General features: G+C 43.5%; 13 protein-coding genes. 5 read left to right on the top strand and 8 right to left on the bottom strand.

Going from position 1 to position 14335, the window contains the following annotated elements:
- Nucleotides 1-54: 54 nt before the first annotated feature.
- Nucleotides 55-201, top strand: a complete 147-nt coding sequence (locus EL628_RS29885) for a hypothetical protein (protein ID WP_161975593.1) — start codon at nt 55-57, stop codon at nt 199-201.
- Between the two features lie 116 nt (nt 202-317).
- Here the strand turns inward: EL628_RS29885 and EL628_RS18430 are convergent, their stop codons facing one another.
- From EL628_RS18430 to EL628_RS18405, 6 genes are all read right to left on the bottom strand, one after another.
- Nucleotides 318-836 carry a HEAT repeat domain-containing protein gene (locus EL628_RS18430; protein WP_126581377.1) on the bottom strand — a complete coding sequence of 173 codons (519 nt, stop codon included), beginning with the start codon at nt 834-836 and terminating at the stop codon, nt 318-320.
- Nucleotides 837-923: 87 nt separating this feature from the next.
- Entirely contained in the window at nt 924-2393 is a 1470-nt protein-coding gene (locus tag EL628_RS18425; RefSeq protein ID WP_126581376.1) for a polymorphic toxin type 28 domain-containing protein, read from the bottom strand.
- Nucleotides 2394-2487: 94 nt separating this feature from the next.
- Nucleotides 2488-2829, bottom strand: a complete 342-nt coding sequence (locus tag EL628_RS18420; RefSeq protein ID WP_126581375.1) for a hypothetical protein — start codon at nt 2827-2829, stop codon at nt 2488-2490.
- Between the two features lie 149 nt (nt 2830-2978).
- On the bottom strand, nt 2979-4430 hold the full coding sequence (locus EL628_RS18415) for a sensor histidine kinase (protein ID WP_126581374.1): 1452 nt from the start codon (nt 4428-4430) through the stop codon (nt 2979-2981).
- Nucleotides 4427-5104 carry a response regulator transcription factor gene (locus tag EL628_RS18410; protein ID WP_126581373.1) on the bottom strand — a complete coding sequence of 226 codons (678 nt, stop codon included), beginning with the start codon at nt 5102-5104 and terminating at the stop codon, nt 4427-4429. Before EL628_RS18410 ends, EL628_RS18415 begins: the two co-directional genes overlap by 4 nt.
- A gap of 232 nt (nt 5105-5336) precedes the next feature.
- Nucleotides 5337-5927, bottom strand: a complete 591-nt coding sequence (locus tag EL628_RS18405) for a hypothetical protein (protein WP_126581372.1) — start codon at nt 5925-5927, stop codon at nt 5337-5339.
- 557 nt (nt 5928-6484) lie between these two features.
- Between EL628_RS18405 and EL628_RS18400 the strand changes: the two genes are divergently transcribed.
- The gene (locus tag EL628_RS18400; protein ID WP_126581371.1) at nt 6485-6694 is read left to right on the top strand and encodes a hypothetical protein; all 210 of its coding nucleotides are present in this window, start codon (nt 6485-6487) and stop codon (nt 6692-6694) included.
- A gap of 100 nt (nt 6695-6794) precedes the next feature.
- Here the strand turns inward: EL628_RS18400 and EL628_RS18395 are convergent, their stop codons facing one another.
- Nucleotides 6795-9104 carry a TIR domain-containing protein gene (locus EL628_RS18395; protein WP_161975592.1) on the bottom strand — a complete coding sequence of 770 codons (2310 nt, stop codon included), beginning with the start codon at nt 9102-9104 and terminating at the stop codon, nt 6795-6797.
- A gap of 345 nt (nt 9105-9449) precedes the next feature.
- Between EL628_RS18395 and EL628_RS18390 the strand changes: the two genes are divergently transcribed.
- Nucleotides 9450-10337, top strand: a complete 888-nt coding sequence (locus EL628_RS18390; RefSeq protein ID WP_126581369.1) for an ABC transporter permease — start codon at nt 9450-9452, stop codon at nt 10335-10337.
- Nucleotides 10338-10361: 24 nt separating this feature from the next.
- Nucleotides 10362-11228 carry an ATP-binding cassette domain-containing protein gene (locus tag EL628_RS18385; RefSeq protein ID WP_126581368.1) on the top strand — a complete coding sequence of 289 codons (867 nt, stop codon included), beginning with the start codon at nt 10362-10364 and terminating at the stop codon, nt 11226-11228.
- Between the two features lie 79 nt (nt 11229-11307).
- Here EL628_RS18385 and EL628_RS18380 read toward each other — a convergent pair whose 3' ends face one another.
- On the bottom strand, nt 11308-11901 hold the full coding sequence (locus EL628_RS18380) for a hypothetical protein (protein ID WP_126581367.1): 594 nt from the start codon (nt 11899-11901) through the stop codon (nt 11308-11310).
- Nucleotides 11902-12436: 535 nt separating this feature from the next.
- On the opposite strand from EL628_RS18380, the gene EL628_RS18375 reads away from it, so the two are divergent.
- Nucleotides 12437-13867, top strand: coding sequence for a deoxyribodipyrimidine photo-lyase (locus EL628_RS18375; protein ID WP_126581366.1), 1431 nt, complete (start codon nt 12437-12439; stop codon nt 13865-13867).
- Nucleotides 13868-14335: the final 468 nt, after the last annotated feature.

Genomic DNA, 14335 nt, shown 5'->3' with positions numbered 1-14335 from the left:
CTCAGACAATAAAATTGCCCATTTACAAAAATTTATTATGTAAAAGGTTTATAGATGATCATTCATGATATGTTGGTCGTAGGTGATAAAGAGGCCACTTCTGTCCGTTTGCGTACCAACGTTGATCTCAAATCGATCCCTCTGGCCGACTTTATTGAGCGTGTCAAAGGGATTACCAGCAGCAAGAGTATGGAGCTTTAAGCCTGTAAGCCCGCCCCCAATCAGTGAGGGCAAAAGATAAAGAGCACCTTTCTCGATTAAATTAGGAACGAGAAAGGTGCTCTTTCTTTTGAAAGTACGTTACCATATCTTATGGATCAAATATAGCGATGAACAAATTCCCAATCAGTATCGCGGTCAATGTCGAAAGGATCATCTGTAATTTGTTTAGATTTGAGTGGATCGAATCGAATGATCTGATGCATAGCTGCATAGGCGAATGTGCGTATGAGAGATGCTTCTTTAGGATTGTTTACAATCGCTGCCAGTAATTGGAGTGTTTCAAGATCGTGAGTATTGTTTTTCATTATTGTGAGAACGGTTATGGCCTCACTACGGTGATAGGAATCAGGATTAGCCAATATATCTCTTGCCATCTCCCAGTATTTCCGATCTTTTGCTCCAAAGCGATTTGTGAGAACCATCATAGCTGCGACTCGCACATCCTCATCGCCAGTATAGTCTAAGTACTGTTCAATAGTAGGTTTGGCAGGCCAATATTCAGCTTTTCCTAGCGTCCAGATAGTATGATAGAGATCCTCATCACGGATTTTTCCTTGTTGTAGATCAGTTAACTTTTGAGCAAGCTCTTTGTCTTCATCATCATCCCACGTCATTGAAAGATCTCCTTTTTGTCATCTATGATTTCTACGAAAAGCTCATTTTCATCTTCGTCTCTATCTGCAGAGACATTATACTTTAAATTATAGACAGCCTGAAGCAACAATCAAATCTTCGCCAAAAGGAATTGTTCCTTTTGGATCTGGCCAGTTGAGAGGTGGATCGGAACCAAAAATTCTATCAATAATAAATTGTTTGGTGCTAATACAAGCGTTATAAATGTTTTGGTATACTTGACTTAGTGAAGCAGGAGTAGTGGGGTCAGTAATTGCTTTCTCTAGTGCTGATATTAAATTATCTATAGCTTGTTTGGCATTAGAGACTTCACTATAATGTTGTGCACCAGATGGTAAACCTCCTTCTGGATAATCTACCCTATCTGGATGAATGTCTTTCCATGCGCCTTCCAAATCTTGTTGTGTGAGGTGACCCAGATTATTCCAGAGGCTTTTAAATAATCTTTGCACTTCAGAAGCGTTAGATTCTTTGCCTTTTTGGATTGTTGGTAAATAGCCTTTACTAAACATACAACGAATGATTGATCCTGCTTCTTTCGCAGACATGCTAGCTCCTAATATACGTATTAGGTATTCGATCCAACTGGTTGGTACAGTTATTCCCATTCCCGTGATTTCATTAATAATATCCTGAACTTCCTGATTTTCTTCAGGCGTAAGAGGTCTAGGTTTTGGCAGTTGAGCTTCTTGGGGAACATGGGTGACGATTGGGCTGATATTCTGAGTTTTTGTAACTGGATGATGAATAGCATAAATAGCTAGTGTACCTAATAGCCAGATAAGTAGATCCAATGCAATTAGATCGAGCATAATACCGAGGTCGAGAGCAACTATACCTCCATCTATTATGAGAGTTGGAATAGCCAGAGTTCCTAGTGATACCACCACCACTACCGCAGTTGCAATAATATCAAGAATAAGTATAATTGTTCCTGCAATGACAATAGCGCCTAATGCAATCAGGCAGAATTGATTTAGTTGAGCTTGTATTCCATCATGTTGTATCTGATCATTTAAGCTGTTAATAAAATTTGAGATTTCATTAAATGAAGTTCTCATGGAATCGACACTATCTCCTTGCCATGCAATACCTGATAAGTCGTTTCCTGTTTTGAGAAGATCTAGTTTTTCTTTCATTGTCTTAAGGGTGCTTTTATGTATATCAGAAACTGCTTGCCCTTGATTAGTACTATGTTGGATAGTGGTTTTTAGGGGATCTAAGGCTTGTTCCACTTTCCTTTGAGCAAATTCTGTGAGTCCATAGGTCATAACCCCGAAGGCAACCTCTTCCAAAACGCTTGTTACATCGCCTTTAATATTTGTAATATGAGTACTCAGGTGGGTAATGACTTGAACAGGATCTTCTTGTAATTCAATCAGATGTTTAATCAGCCAAGGGATTGAGCCAGATAAACTAAGACCAATTGTGGCAAGTTCTGATATACTGTGTTCAATGAGTGTTTCTATATCTCCAGCAAAATGTTGAACTCCATTAATGACTGCCGAAAAAGTGTTGTCTGTTCCATCTAGACTCATGATGATTCCTTTCTTCTATTGAGATCCCCTATGTTCTGCGTGTATGGGTAAGTCGAAATGAAGAGAAACCTTGCTGAAGATCTATTGCAACAAGCTATGAATGAGTGTTTTGAGAAGAATCAAATGTGTTTTTAACAGATTCGTCAGTTAAACCCATTAATTGTGCTGATTTATCAATTTTTTTAGCTAAATCATGAAGAGATGCATATGCATTTTTGTATTGTTGGTGATAATTTTCTAATCCTTGTTCAAGCTCATGAACTTTCCCTAACCCATTTGGAATGATACGGACGATAGTCTTTAGAAGGGCACTAAATGAATCTGGATGTGTCATAAACAGAGCGTTGTGTTGATTCCATTGATCTTGTATAAATGAGCATAGGTCTTGTGAAGTGGATTGCATATCTTCAAAAGGATACTGAATTTTTTCTGACATAGCATTCCTCTTTCTTTTATCACCACTTAAGATGTAAGTAGACATAAATATTATAACAGTAAAATTTGTGTCTATCAATATTACATACATCATCATTGCTGTTCATAAAGAACAAAGGACTATTGATATTGATTGTATGCTAATCATTCCTAAATCTTCTCCATCGGCAATAATACGGTAAAGGTTGAGCCTTCTCCAGGCTTGCTTTTTACGGAGATGGTGCCGCAATGGGCATTGACGGTCCATTCGACGATGGAGAGGCCAAGGCCGCTGCTGCCACCTTCGCGGCGGGTGCGGGCGGGATCGGCGCGGTAGAAGCGTTCAAAAATATGGGGGAGATGTTCGGGGGCAATCCCCTCACCAGTATCCTCAACCTGGATGATGGCCCACGTGCCTTTGCGTGAGATGCGTAAGAAGACTGATCCTCCGGATTGTGTATAGATCAGTGCATTATCAATCAGGTTCATGACCACCTGAATTAAGCGCGTCTCATCGCCCTCAATCGCCACAGCCTCCTGGATCTCAAGGTGCAGCTCAATCCCTCTCTCCTGCGCGCTAATCTCGGCATTTGCGACCACAGCTTCAGCCAGGACGGCAAGATGAACGGACTCCGTTTCTAGAATGGTGCGACCCTCGTCCATGCGGGCCAGCGCTAGAAGATTGCTGATCAATTTTCCCAGACGTTCTGCTTCACTCTCAATCTGTCTCAGGACCAAGTTATGCTCATCAATGGTCAGAACCTGTGCCAGAGCCAGTTCAGCTTTGCTGCGGATCACTGCAACTGGTGTGCGCAGCTCATGAGAGGCGTCTGCGACAAAGCGTCTCTGACGTTGAAATGCCAGGTCTAAGCGCTCAATCATCTCGTTGAGTGTCAGAGCCAGAAAGTGAACCTCATCCTGTGCCTTTGGAACAGGGACGCGTTGATGAAGATCTCCGGCCTCAATCTGACGAGCAGTTGAGGCCAGACGATGAATAGGAGCAAACGCTCGTGATGCGAGCCAGAGACTTCCCAGGATGCTGACCAGTAAGACAAAGGGCGTGACGATCAGGAAGGTCAGGCTTTCATCTTGTAGCACGTGCTGAACCTGTGAGAGTGGTTTTGCAACTTGAATGATGGCAAAGGCATGTTTGTGGTTTGTCAGGGCCATACTATACAGGCGAAACGAGGGTTGTCCAATCGTTCCCAGCCAGGGCTGGCAATCTGCAAGCGGGCCAGATACGCTATCATGAGGAACTGAGAGGTGATTGAAGGCTAGAGAGGTGCGTAAGACATGCCCTCGCGTGTCCAGAACGCGAATAATCAGACTATTTTGAATTGTTACAAATTGATGGTCATTGTTTAGTGGTAAAAGATCAGAACGTGAAAGATTATTGAGTTCATCATGAACCGTGATTGTTCCATTATCGTAGGTAATATCGTCTAAGAGTTGATTTGTGGTCTGGGCCAGTTCAGTATCCAGGCTATTAAGGAGAGAATTTTCAAGCTGCTTATAGAGAAAGAGACCTGTACAAAGCAATAGAGCGACAAAGACCGTTGTATACCAGATCGCCAGTTGATAGCGAATCCCGGGCGGCCAGCTCCGTTTAAGCCTGCTGGTCATGATAGAGTCTCCTTTAGCTGATAGCCAGCGCCTCGTATGGTCTGAATCACATCGGGCTCTCCGGCGGCGCACAATTTATTGCGTAGATAGCGGATATAGACGTCAATGACATTAGAGAAGTGTTCGGCGTCATAATCCCAGACATGTTCAGCAATAATTGTGCGACTTAATACCTGACGAGGATGATGAAGCAGAAATTCGAGGAGAGCATATTCTTTTGTTGAGAGCTGGATGCTGCGGCCATTGCGCGTGACTTCGTGGGTACTGGTATTCATCAGGATATCTTCAAAGTGTAGCTCAACATTCTTTGTCTGTCCCTCACGGCGCAGGAGTGCGCGCACGCGGGCCTCAAGTTCGCGAAAGGCAAAGGGTTTGGAGAGATAATCATCGGCCCCCAGATCCAGTCCCATGACGCGGCTATCAATATCATCGAGGGCCGTTAGAAAGAGAATGGGCATCGTTCGTTTCTGGTCACGTAGCTGTTTACAGACCTCAAACCCTTTGATTGAGGGCAGCAAGACATCTAAGATGACAAGATCGTAGGGGACAGATAGGGCCAGCGCCAGTGCATCCTCACCATCAGCCACCAGATCGACGGCATACCGACAACGTTCTAATCCTTGTTTAATATCCATTCCCAATGAGGGATGATCTTCAGCTACTAGAATTCGCATAGAGCCTCTTCTCTAACAATGAAGAATATATGTGAGACTCTCTTATTCTAACTTGAGGTTATCGAAAGAGCAAAGGTTAGAGTGTGATAGTCTGGGGCGTTTCAGTTCCGGGTTGGTGTTCTGGCGGCCAGAGGACAGGCTCGGATCTGGATAAGCGAGCCTGTCTGCATTTCTTTACGATGGTGATACAAGAATATCTATGGGGCGTCGCCACAAAAGAGGCGTTGGTGAACTAGACATTTCCCCAGCCACTAACCGTTCCATCCGAGAAAACATCGAGCTCTAGATACCCATTGACCGAGGCTACAGCATTCCCTTCATAGTAACTACCATGGCCATTGCCCCAGGGACCATAGTTGGTGGTTCCACTCCCTTTATTGTTCATACTGAAGAGGAAAGCGGCGTAGGTTTTTACGCGCGTAGAAGAGAAGTAGGTGATATTTTCACCGTCGTAGCAAAAATCGAAATACAGATCGTATTCTGCAACGAGCATATTGAAACCATTATGATAGGTGGCACTTATGTTCGCATTATAATAACAAAGGGAAGAGTTGGATGAGTAGCCTATTGCACTGAGATTGGGGGCAGAGGTGCCTTTCTTTACACTAAGCTGGATGGAGGCGACCTGATTGGGGTCCTGTCTGGTCAGATGAATCCATACATCGTGACCCTGAGTAACCTTTACCCCACTGTGGGCAGACCTGACATTGCCTGTCGGCTGAACCTGTTTGGGATAGGAAAATGCGGAGAGAGAGAGGATAAGCAGGAGGCCAGAGATCAGAATGAGAAATGCCTGTTTCTGTTTGCCATGAACGAAGCTCATATGCGGATTCCTTTCGCAACTTAGAAACTGCAATTATTTCACACCGGAAACGTTTCTAAGCCTTTTCCAACTAAATAAATAGCCTTAACACAGGGCATGCATGTGTATCTCTTTGTTTTCCTTACTATGTCTACACAAATATAGCCCTGATAGTTCATAATATGATTATACTGATCATAACTCCAAAAAATCAAGTACATAATTTATACTATTCTCTAGCAGTAAGTAGATTGAGATTATTTGATTGTGTGTGTTTGAATATCGTGAGTATGGAGATCAGTCTAATGAGACAATCAAGTAAAAAAAGACATCGTGCAGCTAAAATTTTTTTGCTCTGATAGAGCCTGTCTCTGTCTACATCGATCCTTCCTGATCATAGGTGTTCTCTCATCTCATCAAACGGTACTTCGCTATCGTGGAATGAAGCTAGCCAATTATTGCGACAAAATAGCGACAATTGGCCCCCATTTTTAACAAGAAGTGCCTTTTATTAGTACTTATTTTTTGCTATGATAGAGCAGTAATCTTATCAGCAGAGAGTAAGGGAGACAGTTTTTATGAGTAAAAGGCAGATCTTTCTGGGTGCCATCGTCCTGGCCGTTCTTTTCTTTTTGATCGCCATTTATTACATCGTTCCTGGCTATGATCATCTTTTTGTCACACATGATTCAGCATCTTCACACTTTAATCATTTCATTGCGTTTTTTGGATTGGCAGTTATTAGTGGTTTTGTAGCCTTAGTTAATCGTTCAAAAGGGGTTAAGTAGAGCTCATAAATTTTGATTAACTAAAAATAGCGTCCATTAAAGCCCAATATTCCACCAGATAGATTTATACTGTCAGGTGGAATTTGTTGATAGAGGTAAATTAGTAATTTTTTTGGGAGTGATATTTCCCAAAGTATTCTAAAAGTAATCTATGAGTAAAGATGTAACTTCCTCCAACTTTTATGAGAAGTAACCGTTCATTTAACTCTTCTAATAGCAATGTAAGTTTCCACGGGAAATTTTGATTCCTGGTCAGGTAAATCCTCACTATATAGTGCTGTAGCCATGCTCGTAATCCAAATTCTAAACTAATCAGCATACTAAATAGTAGGCCTAAAATTAACCCACCAAATAAGCTGGCAAATACTCCTACTATTAAGTTCTTTAGTAAAAACTTGAGTAATATTATAAATATTGCACAGGATATACTAATAATCGGAGTAATTACTAAGATTATTCTCATACTATGAACACCAGATAGATTTATACCTTCATTAGGTATATGCTTCTTGTCTTTGGTAATCTGATTTGGCGTAAAACTTACAATGAGGCTAACAAGCAAACCTATCAATAAGCCAGTAAGTGTCCCTGACAATAAACCTAACATTGCATCTGCTAATGTTCCCAGAAAAAAGCCTATAATTGAGCCAATAGTAAGACCAGTTATTGATCCTATTAATAAGCCCAGGAGAACCACTGAGAAAAATTTTTTTGCCGACCAATGAAAAATTTCTACTGTTTCTATTCTGTCGGATTTACTAAAAAGTGGGCCTGCCAGGGTTCCGACTACCAGTCCTACAGTAACGCCAATGAGTGGGCCTTCCAGGATGCTGAAGAGCAGGGCAGTGAGCAGACCGAAGATGAGATCAATGATCAGGCAAAAGCTCCATTGGTACAATCTTTTAGAGCGATCATTGAGCCAGTCTGGTTGTATCTCCTCGATGGTGAAAATTGTCTGATCCGATCTTTTTAGTTGATGGGCTAAGAAGCCCAGCCATCGTAGCATCTCTGCTTTTGTCCCTGCTCGAGGGGCCTTGCGCCGACTGAACATTTTCTCAACATACCGTTCAAAAATAGTGTCCAGCGTTATTGGATTGGGCTGCGCCTCGGTTCTATCTGCATAGGCGACACAAAAAATGGTCAGCATCAGGGGATAATGAGCCTGTTTATAGAGCTCGGCATCTGCCTGGAGGAGAAGAAGCAAGGTTTCGGACTGCGGATGAACCTGTTGTAAATAGCTGGCCACTTGCTGGTCGGTTAGTGGCAGAATATTGATGGCCTGGCGGCCTCGAAGTTGTACAGATAATTGAGCATATTCCTGGCTACGACAGCAGATGACCAGATGAGGAGTGATGCCTTGCTCGCGTTGCGCTTGATAGAATGCATTGATGGCTGTCAGGCAGTCCTGGCGAGCCGTTGAGGCAACTTCATCAAGGCCATCCAGTAGTGGAAGGAGCTGATGTTTGTTCAGCCAATCCTGTCCGATACGGTGCGGGACGTGATATTTACTAGAGAGTTCTGCGAGCATCCATTCTTCAAGGGGGAGCTTTTTCTGTGCCCAGGAAGAGAGATTGAAAATAGTGGGTATGGGCTGTTTGTGATCTTTTTCTGCCCGCTGGACCAGTTCTTCTGCAAGTTGTAATAAGAGCGTGGTCTTACCTGAGCCGGGCTCGCCCAGGATCAGGAGATCGCCTTCGCATTGATCAAAGATGTGTCTAATGGACGTTCCCTCAGGCCATTGGTGCGCTGGCTGATCTGTCTCCTGCACCTCTAAGCGCCATGGATTGTAAAGAGCATCTGGCTGATCTTGCAATCCCATGGTGAGCAGAACATCATGGTCTAATGAGTGGTGAAGGACCGCTTCAATCCAGGTCTTGCGCATCTGTTTGAGAAAGCGTTCACGATTCTGCTGCTCCAGATGTGAGAGTGGTTGTGCTGGGGCATGCCATTGTTTGATGAGCTGCCGAAGCTCTTTTGTAATTGTTGTAAGAATCTCATTCTGATTGGTAAAAGAATCGATGGGGCGGGCTTTTCGGGGAAGGCCCTGTAACATTTTGAAAGGGGCACTGGACCAGTCGCAGGCTTTAAAGAAGATTGGGATGACAAGCGCCTCCCCTTTGTGATGGCGTTCCATAGCGATGGTCAGTTCAGTCTGGTAACAATAAGGTGTTGACAAGAAATTTGCACTAATGCAGAGGATGATAATATCGGCCTCATTGAGTTCAGTATGAATGCTGGGCGACCATTCGGAGCCGGGGCGGATATGATAATCGTACCAATCAATAATCGTGCCATCATTTCTGAGCTGGCTAAAGTGTTTGATAAGGGACTCTAGCATTTCAAGGTCGTATTTTGAGTATGAATAGAAGACCTTCAATGGTCGATTGAGTCGTTCAAATTGTTTGAGCACGTTAGCCATCCTTGCCAAATGCTATAAAGAGCGCGAACGGTAAAAGTGGACTTGCTAAGACGTTATTTATGCAATACTATTCAACTATACAGAATGGTAGAGAATGAAGTCAAGAGAGTATCCAGCATAACTATTTAATAGCAACCAACGAATATTCTTGGTAAGAGGAATGACATCTTATTTTCGGCAAAATGAGATATCATTCCTCAAATTTTACTATATATTGGATGTATTTTTAGCTAAATTCAAATTGCACTTAAAATATGCTACAATGTTAAGAACAGCATATTTGAAAAAATGAAGTTATTTGAATTGCAGTAGGCAGACAGGAGAAATGGAGAATATATGTATGGTATTCGGGCGATAGTACGTCTAGAGCTACTAGTTGCGTGGAGAGGAAGAGCCATCTGGATTGTAGCCCTTTTTATGACACTATTAGGAGTGTGGACTACGGCACAAGTGCGCTCAAATCCTTTTGATACATGGGGGCAATTCAGTCGTACTGCTTTAATCATGACATTGGTATTGTCATTTGTTACCGGAGATCAAATTGCACGTGATCGGAGTCATCGTGTCGATGGTATATTTTTGGGTACCCCTATTACCACCTCCGCTTATGTAGGGGCAAAATTCCTGGCTGGCATTATCATTATATTGGGGTTAGCAATTATTGAATTAATTGCCTCTCTATTAATGGATTTACCAGCTAGCTGGCAAAATACCGCCCCCTTTCTAGCGAACAGCCAGTACCCTCCTCTAGGGCCTCAGATATATCTTGTGGGCTGGGTATGGACTATACTTCCAGCCCTTTTTCTGAGTGCTTCAATCATGTTGATAGGGATCACTGCTCTACGGGGACAGCGCATTATTTCCTCACTCATTATGATTGTGCTTTGCTTAGCCCCACTTGTCCTTTTCTCTAATAGAGATGCGTCGCCAGTGACGGATTGGTTCGACATTAATTCAACAAGTTTTGTCTACAAATATCCTCCAGATACTACCCCCGCAACTCTTTTCTTAGAGACACAAAGGGAGCGTCTCCATTTTTCTCCTATTGGCCCACCACCCTACGATGTTGGACTACATATTCTGGATTTATTGAAAAAAGTTGAGGTACCGGCCAATTTCCCTCCATCTCTTTTAGAAAGCCGTTTGCTTTTTATAGGGTTAGCTCTTTTTCTATTCATCCTTACCACAGCAATAGTACATAGACAACGAAGAGGGGAAGCATAACGCTAGAAAAGGATTCCACACAAAATGTTACAGATTGAACACGTCAGCAAACAATATACCAGGAAACGCCTGGCATTAAACAACCTCTCGTTGCATCTGGATGCTGGTATATGGGGTCTCATTGGTCCTAATGGTGCCGGAAAAACAACCTTACTGCGCATCCTGGCTACTCAACTGATACCATCGCAAGGACGCATCCTGTGGAGAGAAAAAGATATTTTCAACCATCCTTATGCACTACGCCAGGAATTAGGTTATTTACCACAAGATTTTGGAGGCTATTCTCATCTTACAGCGTATGAGTTTGTACAGATCATTGGAGAATTAAAAGGCTTACACGGCCAAAAGTTAAAAAAACAGATTGAAGAACTGCTTGAGATAGTCCATCTCTCAGCAGATGCACATCAACGTCTAAAAAGTTTCTCTGGTGGGATGCTTAGACGTGTTGGTATCGCTCAAATGCTATTGGGAGATCCACATCTGCTCCTTTTAGACGAACCAACCGTAGGGCTTGATCCAAAGGAGCGCGTTCTTTTCCGTGAGCTTATTAGTTCTTTAGCAGAAGAGAGGATTGTGCTAATTTCTTCCCACATTATTTCTGATATCGAAGCTATGGCAACCAATGTTATTGTTCTAAACAAAGGCCAGCTCTGTTGGAATGATACCACACTTGCACTGCAAGCCCACGCTAGCAATTCAATATGGGCAATTTCGATAGATACCCAGGGTTTTGAAAAACTGCGTACACAATATCAGATAAGTACTGTTGTGCGTAGACAACAGCAAGTAGAGGCACGCCTTGTAGCATCACATCAACCTCATCATTTGGCAGTTCCTGTTGAGCCTTCGTTAGAGGAAGCGTACCTCTATTTGCTTCATGAAGAGGGCTAAAGGAATATGCAAGTTTCTCTTCACACTGCGGCAAGAGAAACTTGCACACTGGGTTAATGAGGCAGTTAGTGATTACATCCTACGATGTAAAAAATCCTATTACAAATTGTCCATTATTGGCATCAATGACGACATTAAAATACTTTGGAACATGAGATTGCTGGATTTGACCAGAGCGTGATCTCCCTCCTTGAATAACATCTTGAGGATTATCTGTGGTAAATGTTACTACCCAGGCAATAACATCTTGTATAGGCCTGGAGGCATTTTTTACATTTGCAGGTGCAATCGAATTTATGCTGGTAAAACTAGTGAGAATAGCCGCTGCCCCCGCAGGTTGAGTCTCTGCATATTTTCTCCCAGCGGTTATTGCTTCATACTGCGTAAGTAGACCAGACTTCATCTGTAAAGCAGTTGGCGGTTTGAGCAAAAATTGGTGGTTGATTACAACTCCTCCTACAGGTAAAATGCTGGGAACTTCAGTGCTCGCTACAGTGTTAACAGTAAGAGCAGCAAGTCTTCGATCAGGGACTGAAGCGTGACTGGCTAAGGCAGAGGGTATGGCAATCCACGCTACTACAAGTCCAGCAATAACTATTGCTCCTATGAATCCTGAAACGATCATTCCGACAAGAACTTTGAGCTTCGAAGCACCATGGAACAATTTGTTCATTGAAAGCCCCCATTCTATAAGTTGTGGGTGTGCTGGTACAGTCTAAAATGAGCAAACTATCAGCAGGAATAAAAGGGGTGGGTAACCATTTTGTTGAGAAGTATGTTGCGGATATACATCATCTTTTGTTTGCTATAAGTACAAATTTTTCTAAAAAAAGATAGGCTCTAAATAAGTATCATGGCATATAAATAGTATGGAACATAAATTGCTTATTCGTCAATATAAAGCATCTAAAGCACAGGTTTTTTCAATTCTTGCAGAAGAGGCTATGGGCCAGGAAGAGGAAACAAGGCGGGTAGTCGCGCCCGAGAAATAACATGATACAGCATTTCCACTCTTCTTCGCACTCTTCCCGATGCGATAGCCTCTGTGACCGTCAGAGGACCAACCCAGAACTGAAATGCCCTGTCTAAAGCATCCCCGACAGCCATTTTTTTACCCTATTGGGATCAAAAGACAGGAGACTTGACCTGTCTTGCTCCTTCTGAGCATCTTAGAGAGAGAATATGTAGAAGGGGTTAATCTCATTGTTATGCTTGATATAGAATCTTTTGTGCGTGGGCAAGATAATCAGCCGCGCATCCAGATCTGGCGTTCGGGTCTATGTGCTGAGCAGGGGCAATATGTATTGTATTGGATGCAGAGGGCCCAGCGAGGACGTGAGAATCATGCCCTCAATACAGCCATTGCGCTGGGAAATCAGCTTCGCCTGCCGGTAATAACTCTCTTTGTCGTCGCCGACTATCCACAGGCCAATCTACGGCACTATACCTTTCTGTTAGAAGGCCTGGCGGCTGTGGCAAGCCAGTTGAAAGAGCGCAAGATCCCATTTGTGATCCGTCGAGGGCAGCCACCTGAAGAGGTAGCACGATTGGCAGAAGAGATTGGTGTGGCAGCCATTGTGAGCGATACGTGCGAGCTGCGCGTTCCTCGTCAGTGGCGTACAGAGCTAAAAGAGCGCATTCAGATCCCTTTTCTCTGCGTTGATTCAGATACCATCGTCCCGATGAACAATATTCCACAGCAAGAATATGCCGCACGAACTATCCGGCCCAAAATTCAACGCCTGCTTCCAACCTTTTTACAGCCAATTGTTGACAATAAGACCGAGCATCCCTTAGCAAAAGCCCCTTGCGAGACAGGAGAGATCGAGCAGCCTCTGCGCTATCTCGAGAGCTTACAGATTGATCGCAGTGTAGCTCCGCCCGAGACTGCTCATGGAGGGTATAGCGAAGGTCAGAAGGCCGTTCAACGTCTTTTGCAAGAGAGGCTGTATGCTTATACAGAGCAGAGAAATAACCCCGAACTGGTTGGGACCAGCGAACTGTCGGCTTTTCTCCATTTTGGTCAGATCTCTGTTCAGCAGTTAGCGTGGGATGTAGAGCAGTATCAGCCAGCAGAGGCTGAGAGCAAGCATATTGATCTGAGCGGTGGGAAAGCGGCCTATCTTGAAGAACTGATCGTCAGGCGTGAGCTTGCCATCAATTATGCGTATTATAATCCTCGCTACGATGCACTGGATGGAGGGCCTCAGTGGGGCCAGAAGACGCTCCAAAAGCACATCAACGATCCCCGTGAATGGGTCTACACCCGGCAAGAATTTGAGGAGGGGCGAACTCACGATGAGCTCTGGAACGCAGCCCAGCTTGAGATGGTCAATACCGGTCGGATGCACGGATACATGCGAATGTACTGGGCAAAAAAAATTTTAGAGTGGAGCCAGACGCCTCAGGAAGCCTTTGACACCACCGTCTATCTGAATGACAAATATGAGCTCGATGGAAGAGACGCCAACGGCTATGTTGGCATCAGTTGGGCCATCTGCGGTCTGCATGATCGACCATGGAAAGAGCGTCCCATCTTTGGTCTGATTCGCTATATGTCTGCCGATGGCATGAAGCGCAAATTTGATACGACAGCGTATATCTATAAATATGGACGACATCCCTTCAAGAAAGCATAAATTGGATTGTTGGAAGACAAGCAACCTACCATGATTTGTTATCGCTTTCACAAAAATTGCATGTTTTATGTATTCAAGTAGGGAAAGTCGCTTGTCTCTTTCCTGTGTTCCCACTCCATTGTGTGAGCTCCTCCATAGCTTCATTGGAAACAAAGCCATGGGGGTGCTACCATGGTGGAGGGGCACGATTAGGAAGGAAGGCAAGCGACCTTACCTACTCTATTGCCTGTTTCACAAAAATTGCGTGTTTTGTGCACTTGAAGAGGGTGTCTCTTTCCGCTCTCCGGGTAACGCTCTGTTCACTCCTCCATAGCCCTTGCAAAGTCGTTTTTTTCTAGATATACTTATTACAGAGACAAAATAGCACGTGCTGATTTTAATGGATGAAATCAGCGCGATATACACATAGAGAAACTTGAAGTGCTATTTTTCTTACATGTGAAAAACGTACACAGTAGTGTCTATGTT

This window comes from Tengunoibacter tsumagoiensis (assembly GCF_003967535.1).
Classification (GTDB): domain Bacteria; phylum Chloroflexota; class Ktedonobacteria; order Ktedonobacterales; family Ktedonobacteraceae; genus Tengunoibacter; species Tengunoibacter tsumagoiensis.
Note: the sequence above shows the minus strand (reverse complement) of the source record. Positions and strands in the feature narration are given on the sequence as shown.

Excerpts from the sequence above, each read along its gene's own strand:
- EL628_RS18420 (WP_126581375.1), bottom strand. The coding sequence starts at position 2,829 with ATGTCAGAAAAAATTCAGTATCCTTTTGAAGATATGCAATCCACTTCA.
- EL628_RS18375 (WP_126581366.1), top strand. The coding sequence starts at position 12,437 with ATGCTTGATATAGAATCTTTTGTGCGTGGGCAAGATAATCAGCCGCGC.
- EL628_RS18390 (WP_126581369.1), top strand. The coding sequence starts at position 9,450 with ATGTATGGTATTCGGGCGATAGTACGTCTAGAGCTACTAGTTGCGTGG.
- EL628_RS29885 (WP_161975593.1), top strand. The coding sequence starts at position 55 with ATGATCATTCATGATATGTTGGTCGTAGGTGATAAAGAGGCCACTTCT.
- EL628_RS18405 (WP_126581372.1), bottom strand. The coding sequence starts at position 5,927 with ATGAGCTTCGTTCATGGCAAACAGAAACAGGCATTTCTCATTCTGATC.
- EL628_RS18385 (WP_126581368.1), top strand. The coding sequence starts at position 10,362 with ATGTTACAGATTGAACACGTCAGCAAACAATATACCAGGAAACGCCTG.
- EL628_RS18400 (WP_126581371.1), top strand. The coding sequence starts at position 6,485 with ATGAGTAAAAGGCAGATCTTTCTGGGTGCCATCGTCCTGGCCGTTCTT.
- EL628_RS18410 (WP_126581373.1), bottom strand. The coding sequence starts at position 5,104 with ATGCGAATTCTAGTAGCTGAAGATCATCCCTCATTGGGAATGGATATT.
- EL628_RS18425 (WP_126581376.1), bottom strand. The coding sequence starts at position 2,393 with ATGAGTCTAGATGGAACAGACAACACTTTTTCGGCAGTCATTAATGGA.
- EL628_RS18430 (WP_126581377.1), bottom strand. The coding sequence starts at position 836 with ATGACGTGGGATGATGATGAAGACAAAGAGCTTGCTCAAAAGTTAACT.
- EL628_RS18380 (WP_126581367.1), bottom strand. The coding sequence starts at position 11,901 with ATGAACAAATTGTTCCATGGTGCTTCGAAGCTCAAAGTTCTTGTCGGA.
- EL628_RS18415 (WP_126581374.1), bottom strand. The coding sequence starts at position 4,430 with ATGACCAGCAGGCTTAAACGGAGCTGGCCGCCCGGGATTCGCTATCAA.